Genomic DNA, 331 nt, shown 5'->3' on the forward strand with positions numbered 1-331 from the left:
GGAGATTGGCTGCCCTTCACCCCTTCCCTATCCTCTCCACCTCCTCGCTCGTCAAAAACCTGAGCACCACATCGCTCATTCCGAGCAGCGGCGTGAAGGTCACGATCGTTATGCCGCCCGTCGCATTGGTGCGGGTGAGGCCTTCGGAATAGATATTCAGCGGCGGCTCCTCGTCGAACCAGACGCCGTGCAGGGTCTCGCCCTGCCATTTCTCGCGGCCCTTCTCGTAGGACTTGAAGGAGAGCACGCTCTCGGAGGCCTGGACGTCACCGCCGCCGCCCCAACGCACGACGACGCTGTCCAGCGCCCCCGGTGCGCCCCGTCCCATCAC

Annotated in this window: 1 protein-coding gene; it reads right to left on the reverse strand. The window is 64.7% G+C overall.

Annotated elements, in window-relative coordinates; translation table 11 throughout:
• Positions 1 to 16: 16 nt before the first annotated feature.
• Positions 17 to 331: terminase family protein (locus EN818_RS31425; protein ID WP_210237333.1), on the reverse strand; the 315-nt coding region annotated here is incomplete at its 5' end.

It is taken from the genome of Mesorhizobium sp. M3A.F.Ca.ET.175.01.1.1, assembly GCF_004791945.1.
Taxonomy (GTDB): domain Bacteria; phylum Pseudomonadota; class Alphaproteobacteria; order Rhizobiales; family Rhizobiaceae; genus Mesorhizobium.